Origin of the sequence: Oceanihabitans sp. 2_MG-2023 (assembly GCF_030547245.1) — a bacterium.
In the GTDB taxonomy this organism is placed as follows: domain Bacteria; phylum Bacteroidota; class Bacteroidia; order Flavobacteriales; family Flavobacteriaceae; genus Oceanihabitans.
In genome coordinates this window covers 132994-140315 of record NZ_JAUOQT010000007.1, presented here as the reverse complement: position 1 = coordinate 140315, position 7322 = coordinate 132994, and the positions used below count along the sequence as shown (strand labels likewise).

Here is a 7322-nt window from a genome sequence, read left to right as displayed (position 1 = left end):
GTAGTAACATTAGCTACATCGGTACTTGGTAGAATTTCCGATCCTCCGGAAGTGGTTCCAATGGAGATAAAATAACCTGTCGCATTTGCAATGGCATTCCAAGAAATTGCAGTAGAAACCGAAACGTTGGCGTCATTATTTAAAGGAGTAGTTAGCATTGTACAATTCGGAATTAAAGCTTCCGTTGTAAAACTTTCTTCAAAACATGCTGTTGCATTTCCTGCCGCATTATACGGAATTATAGTAACATAAATTGTTGTGTTTTCTGGTAAATCGGAAGTCGGATTGTAAGTAGTAACATTTCCAACATCCTCGTTATTTACTATTTCTGTGCCACCAGCAGTAGTTCCTATATTTAGAGAATATCCTGTAGCATTGCTAATTGCATTCCAAGAAACATTAGAAGAAACCGAAACATTCGTATCATTATTTATTGGTAAAATTAAGGACGTACAATTCGGTTCTAAAACTTCGGTAGTAAAATGGGAAACACAAATAGTTCCTAATCCAGAAATAGTACTATAAGCGAATACTTCAACAAATATTAAGGTATTCGATGGTAAATCAAAAGGCAAATTGAGTGAAGTTATACTTGCATCTAAAGTAACAATATATAACTCTGAACCACCTAAACTAGTCCCAACATATATTTCATAATTTGTTGCATTTTCACTTACATCCCAAGTCAATATGGAATCCACAGGAACATCAATTTCTGCACTGATAGGAGAAGTTAATTCCACACAACCCACTTGAAGAGATTCTATTGTAAAACTTTCTTCAGAACAAGTTGTTGCATTTCCTGCCGCATTATACGGAATTATAGAAACATAAATTATTGTGTTTTCTGGTAAATCGGAAACCGGATTGTAAGTAGTAACATTAGCTACATCGGTACTTGGTAGAATTTCCGACCCTCCGGAAGTGGTTCCAATGGAGATAAAATAACCTGTCGCATTTGCAATGGCATTCCAAGAAATTGCAGTAGAAACCGAAACGTTGGTGTCATTATTTAAAGGAGAAGTTAGCGTTGTACAATTCGGAATTAAAGCTTCGGTTGTAAAACTTTCTTCAGAACAAGCTGTTGCATTTCCTGCCGCATTATATGGAATTATAGAAACATAAATTATTGTGTTTTCTGGTAAATCGGAAACCGGATTGTAAGTAGTAACATTAGCTACATCGGTACTTGGCAGAATTTCCGACCCTCCGGAAGTGGTTCCAATGGAGATAAAATAACCTGTCGCATTTGCAATGGCATTCCAAGAAATTGCAGTAGCAACCGAAACGTTGGTGTCATTATTTAAAGGGGAAGTTAGCGTTGTACAATTCGGAATTAAAGCTTCCGTTGTAAAACTTTCTTCAGAACAAGTTGTTGCATTTCCTGCGGCATTATACGGAATTATAGTAACATAAATTGTTGTGTTTTCTGGTAAATCGGAAACCGGATTGTAAGTAGTAACATTAGCTACATCGGTACTTGGTAGAATTTCCGATCCTCCGGAAGTGGTTCCAATGGAGATAAAATAACCAGTCGCATTGGCTATGGCATTCCAAGAAATTGCAGTAGCAACCGAAACGTTGGTGTCATTATTTAAAGGAGAAGTTAGCGTTGTACAATTCGGAATTAAAGCTTCGGTTGTAAAACTTTCTTCAGAACAAGTTGTTGCATTTCCTGCAGCATTATACGGAATTATAGAAACATAAATTGTTGTGTTTTCTGGTAAATCGGAAACTGGATTGTAAGTAGTAACATTAGCTACATCGGTACTTGGTAGAATTTCCGATCCTCCAGAAGTGGTTCCAATGGAGATAAAATAACCAGTCGCATTGGCTATTGTATTCCAAGAAATTGCAGTAGCAACCGAAACGTTGGTGTCATTATTTAAAGGAGAAGTTAGCGTTGTACAATTCGGAATTAAAGCTTCCGTTGTAAAACTTTCTTCAGAACAAGTTGTTGCATTTCCTGCCGCATTATACGGAATTATAGAAACATAAATTGTTGTGTTTTCTGGTAAATCGGAAACCGGATTGTAAGTAGTAACATTAGCTACATCGGTACTTGGCAGAATTTCCGATCCTCCGGAAGTGGTTCCAATGGAGATAAAATAACCTGTCGCATTTGCAATGGCATTCCAAGAAATTGCAGTAGCAACCGAAACGTTGGTGTCATTATTTAAAGGAGAAGTTAGCGTTGTACAATTCGGAAGAAATCCTTCTGTAGTAAAAGACTCCTCTGTACAACCTGTGATACTTCCTAAAGAATTATATGGAGTAATGTTTACAAATATTTGGGTATTACTTGGTAAGTCTGCTATAGGATTGTAGGTAGTAGTATTGCCAACATCTTCATTAGCTACAATATCAGTACCACCAGAAGTCGTTCCAATATTAATATAATATCCATTCGCATAACTAGCAGCATTCCAAGAAATATTAGTAGAAGCAATTACATTGGTGTCATTATTTGCAGGAGTAATTATAGTAGTGCAAACAGTTGGACTAGCTGTATTTGTAGTAGTGAAACTTTCTTCGGTACAATTTAAAACTGTACCGTTATAAAAATAAGGTGTTATGGTAACAAAAACCTGTGTATTGGAAGGAAAATCGAATCCTAAAGAATAACTTTCTACATCTCCAACATCTATGTTATTTAGTATGTCTGTACCTCCAGAAGTAGTACCAATACTCAAATAATAACCACAAGCACCAAGACTTTCTGTCCAAGTTAACACTTCATTTATAGGAATATTTGTGCTGCCGTCTATGGGAGAAATAAGAGAAGTACAAGTTTCTGTAGGAGAGGTAATATTTAGCGTAATATCATTTCTAATTAGTAATAAGTTTTTACCACTAGTTCCTGGCGGATTTGTATTATCAAAAGGAACCAAATCACTAGTTATTTCGGAATGGTATACTGCAGTATCACAACTATTAACAGAAGGAATAGTATAGTTAGGAGAATCTGGCGCTCCAGGAATAGCAATGCCATCTTTAAACCAGGTATAATGGTTTTGGGCTCCTGCACAAACGGTAGTAAGGGTAACACTGTCTCCTGCATTGGCATTTATGGTATCTATAGTATCTACTTTTGCTTGTGGTGCATACCAATATTGGGTCATTATTGGTAACTCTGAAGAACCAAAAGTATTGGTTTGTGATAAAAGATATACTAAATCATTATGCTGATTTTCAATATGTCCAAATTCAAAAGCATTATTATGATAATAGAATCGAAAATAATTCGCATTACTTCCTGCCAAACTAGCAAAATCTGGCATGGGTCCAGAAAGATTATTAAAACTTACATCTATAATATTCGAAGCACTAATTCCATAATAATTAGACTTTACAGTAAACAATTGATCGAGCAAATCGGTACCAGAAAACAGATTATAACTAGCAACGATATTTACTAATTTGACACAATCTAAAATATATAAAGATTCCACCTGGTTGTTAGAAATATTTAAATAGGCTAGTTCTCCATTTTGCGTTAAGTCTAACCCGGTAGTTGTAAAGAGATTATTAGAAATAATTAAATGTCTTAAAGCTATATTATTAGTAACATCTAAATCTGGTAATAAATTATAACTTAATGTAACATATTCTAAGAGAATATTTTGTGTTAAATCAATATTTGGCAATTGATTTCTTGAAAGGTCAATATCCTCTAATAACACGTTTTGCGTTAAATCTAGTGTAGTAAAATTATTATTGTCTAATTCTAAGTCCTGTAATAGTATATTCTGACTAAGATCAATAGTATCCATATCATTATTTCCTAGATCTAGATTTATTAATAATAGGTTTTGCCTGAGGTCTACAATTAAAGGAGTTATATCGTTATACGTGAAATCTAAATCGACTAAATTTGGTATTACTGAAAAATCTATAAGATGTTGTATATCGTGTCTAAAGATATAAATTTCTGTAAGTGTCGAAGAATTTGGCAATAGTAGATTCTCTACCATGGTTTCCGATAAACGAATTTCTTCTAAATTTATATAATTAGAGATGTCAATAGTAGGAATATCAATATTGCTAAGAGAAAGATATACTAAATTGGTATAAACATTTGGTAAGGTAATTACGGTACTGACTTCACTTCTATTTATAATTAGGTTTTCTAAATTTGCTATTAGAGAAAAATCTAAGGTAGCATCATTTATTCTCGCAATAGTTATATCGGTTAAGGTATTTGTGACAGGCAAAATTAAATCGTCTACTAGTCCATGATAATTTATGGTAATGTCTATGGCATTTATATTTTGGGAAAAATCTAAAGTAGTTATAGAAGAATTTCCAACCACAGCAGTATTACTCGATAAATAAATATTTTCTAATGCAATGTTTTGAGAAAAATCAATACTATTTAATGCATCATTACTTCGATTATTAATTGCTGTTAATTGGGTTAAAGCATTTAAATGAATATCTACAATTGGGTTATTACCTAAATCTAAATCAATAAGGTTTACAAAAGCATTAATTCCTGTAATATTAGAAATAGCAGTGCCTCCAAGCGTTAAGTTCGTAATAGCTTGCGCGTCTACATCTAGAATATTTCCGTTTAGACCATTAGTATCAATACCTTGATTTACTAATTCTTGCTCAAAATTCACATCGGGAATCGCTGTTGTTTGCGATTGCGCTAAAGTAAAACTAAAAAAGAATACCAATAAAAAATAATATAACTTCATGTATACGAAAATAGTTACAATAAATTATTTAGTGAAATTATTAAAGTATTAATATTGAAATAGTTCTATATTTTTATCAATATTATATTGTTTATAACTCCATTAATAGATACTGTTTTTCACTTTATATAAAACTGAAATTTATGTATTTTGCACATCAAAAATTTACTAAAGCACTATTTTTAGATAAACAACAAGTACCCATCCAAAAGTTATAAATAAAAACACATGAACCATTCATTCTTGATTATATATTCGTTTAATCAACTGTGTATATGAATGCAACATCTATCCTTTAATAAAAAAATAATTACACTATATGAAAGTATGCATTGCCGAAAAACCTAGTGTTGCTAGAGAAATTGCTTCTGTTTTAGGAGCAAATTCGAAGCGTGATGGTTATTATGAAGGCAATGGTTATGCAGTAACTTATACCTTCGGGCATTTATGTACTTTAATGGAACCCAATGACTATAAACCCTATTGGAAAAGTTGGGACCTTAACAACTTACCCATGTTACCAGAAAAGTTTAAAACCAAAGTGGTTTCCAATTCTGGAATACAAAAACAGTTTAAAATTGTAAAAAGCCTTTTTGATAAAGCAGATGTGGTAATAAATTGTGGGGATGCAGGACAAGAAGGAGAACTCATACAACGTTGGGTTTTAGAACAGGCAAATTATAAAGGAGAAGTTCAACGACTTTGGATTTCATCACTTACTACAGAAGCTATAAAAGAAGGTTTTAATAATTTAAAGCCTTCAAAAAATTACGATAATTTATATTACGCAGGTTTTTCACGAGCAATTGGAGATTGGCTTTTAGGAATGAATGCCACAAGATTATATACGGTAAAACATGGAGGATACAAACAAGTACTTTCGGTTGGAAGAGTGCAAACTCCTACTCTAGCAATGGTTGTAAATCGTTTTAAAGAAATTGAAAACTTTAAACCACAACCGTATTGGGAATTACAAACCATGTATCGAGACACCTTATTTAGTTATGAAGAAGGTCGTTTTCTTAAAATGGAAGATGGCGAAATACTAGCCAATAAAGTGAAAGAAGCTCCTTTTGAAATTGTTTCTATTACGAAGAAAAAAGGAACCGAATATGCTCCAAAACTATTCGATTTAACTGGTTTACAAGTATATTGTAATACGAAGTTTGGGTTTTCTGCAGACGAAACTTTAAAGATTGTTCAAAAACTATACGAACAAAAAGTAGTTACCTATCCTAGAGTAGATACTACATTTTTACCAAATGATGTATACCCAAAAGTAGAAGGGATTCTTAAAAATTTGACAAAATATGCGAGCTTAACAGCACCACTACTTGGTAAGAAAATTAAAAAATCATCTAAAGTTTTTAATGATAAAAAAGTAACCGATCACCATGCAATTATTCCAACAGGAATGCAAATGAATTTACAATACAACCAGCAACAGGTTTATAATATTATTGTAAAACGATTTATCGCTGTTTTTTATGAAGATTGTTCGGTTTCCAACACTACAGTTATTGGTAAAGCTACCGATGTAAATTTTAAAACTACAGGAAAAGAAATTTTAAAAAAAGGATGGCGTGTTGTCTTTGAAAATAAAGACAAACCAACCAAAGAAAGTGGCATGCTTCCTACATTTGTTAAAGGAGAAAATGGTCCGCATACACCTTCTTTTTTAGAAAAACAAACCAAACCACCAAATCAATTTACAGAAGCTTCCCTCCTACGTGCTATGGAAACAGCAGGAAAACAAGTAGATGATGATGAGTTGCGAGAATTAATGAAAGATAACGGAATAGGAAGACCTTCAACTCGCGCCAATATTATTGAAACATTATTTAAGCGTAAATATATAAAGCGAAATAAAAAGCAGATTTTACCAACTACAACAGGAATTCAATTAATCGATACTATTCAAAATGAATTATTGAAATCTGCAGAACTTACAGGTTCTTGGGAAAAGCAATTAAAAGATATTGAAAAAGGAGAGTTTAGCGCTAGTGTTTTTATAAAAAACATGAAACGAATGGTAGATCAATTGGTATATGAAGTACGTAGTGAAACCAAACGAGCGAATATTAGTTATGCAACAACAGTTAAGAAGACATCCACTAAAAAAGCAACTAAAAAAACGGCTGGAGTAACTACAGAAACTTGCCCCAAATGTAAACAAGCTAAACTTATAAAAGGAAAATCTGCTTATGGTTGTGCTAATTATGCAAATGGATGTAAACTTATTTTACCGTTTAGTTTTGAAGGGAAAAAGATATCAGACAAACAATATATTCGTTTACTACAAAAAGGATCTACAGTCCATCTAAAAGGCTTTAAAACAGCAAACGGAAAAGTAGATGGATTACTTCGTTTTGATGATAATTTTAGATTAGTATTGGAGCCAAAAAAGACAGCTGCAGACAAAATACCAGACTCTTTAACTTGTCCGAAATGCAAAAAAGGAACGGTTATAAAAGGAAAAACAGCCTATGGTTGTTCTGCTTATAAATCAGGATGTGACTTTATATATACTTTTGATGATTTGCGTACAAAAGCAAAAAACCAAAAACTAACTAAAGCTTTGGTTTTTAAAATTTTGAGTAGTTATAATTAAAGTTTTAA

Annotated in this window: 2 protein-coding genes; one reads left to right on the top strand and one right to left on the bottom strand. The window is 32.7% G+C overall.

Annotated features, from left to right (window positions below; translation table 11 throughout):
* Positions 1-4703 (bottom strand): hypothetical protein (locus Q4512_RS14160; protein WP_303425815.1); only part of this gene is annotated, 4703 nt, incomplete at its 3' end.
* Between the two features lie 319 nt (positions 4704-5022).
* Between Q4512_RS14160 and Q4512_RS14155 the strand changes: the two genes are divergently transcribed.
* On the top strand, positions 5023-7314 hold the full coding sequence (locus Q4512_RS14155; protein WP_303425813.1) for a type IA DNA topoisomerase: 2292 nt from the start codon (positions 5023-5025) through the stop codon (positions 7312-7314).
* Positions 7315-7322: the final 8 nt, after the last annotated feature.

Excerpts from the sequence above, each read along its gene's own strand:
- Q4512_RS14155 (WP_303425813.1), top strand. The coding sequence starts at position 5,023 with ATGAAAGTATGCATTGCCGAAAAACCTAGTGTTGCTAGAGAAATTGCT.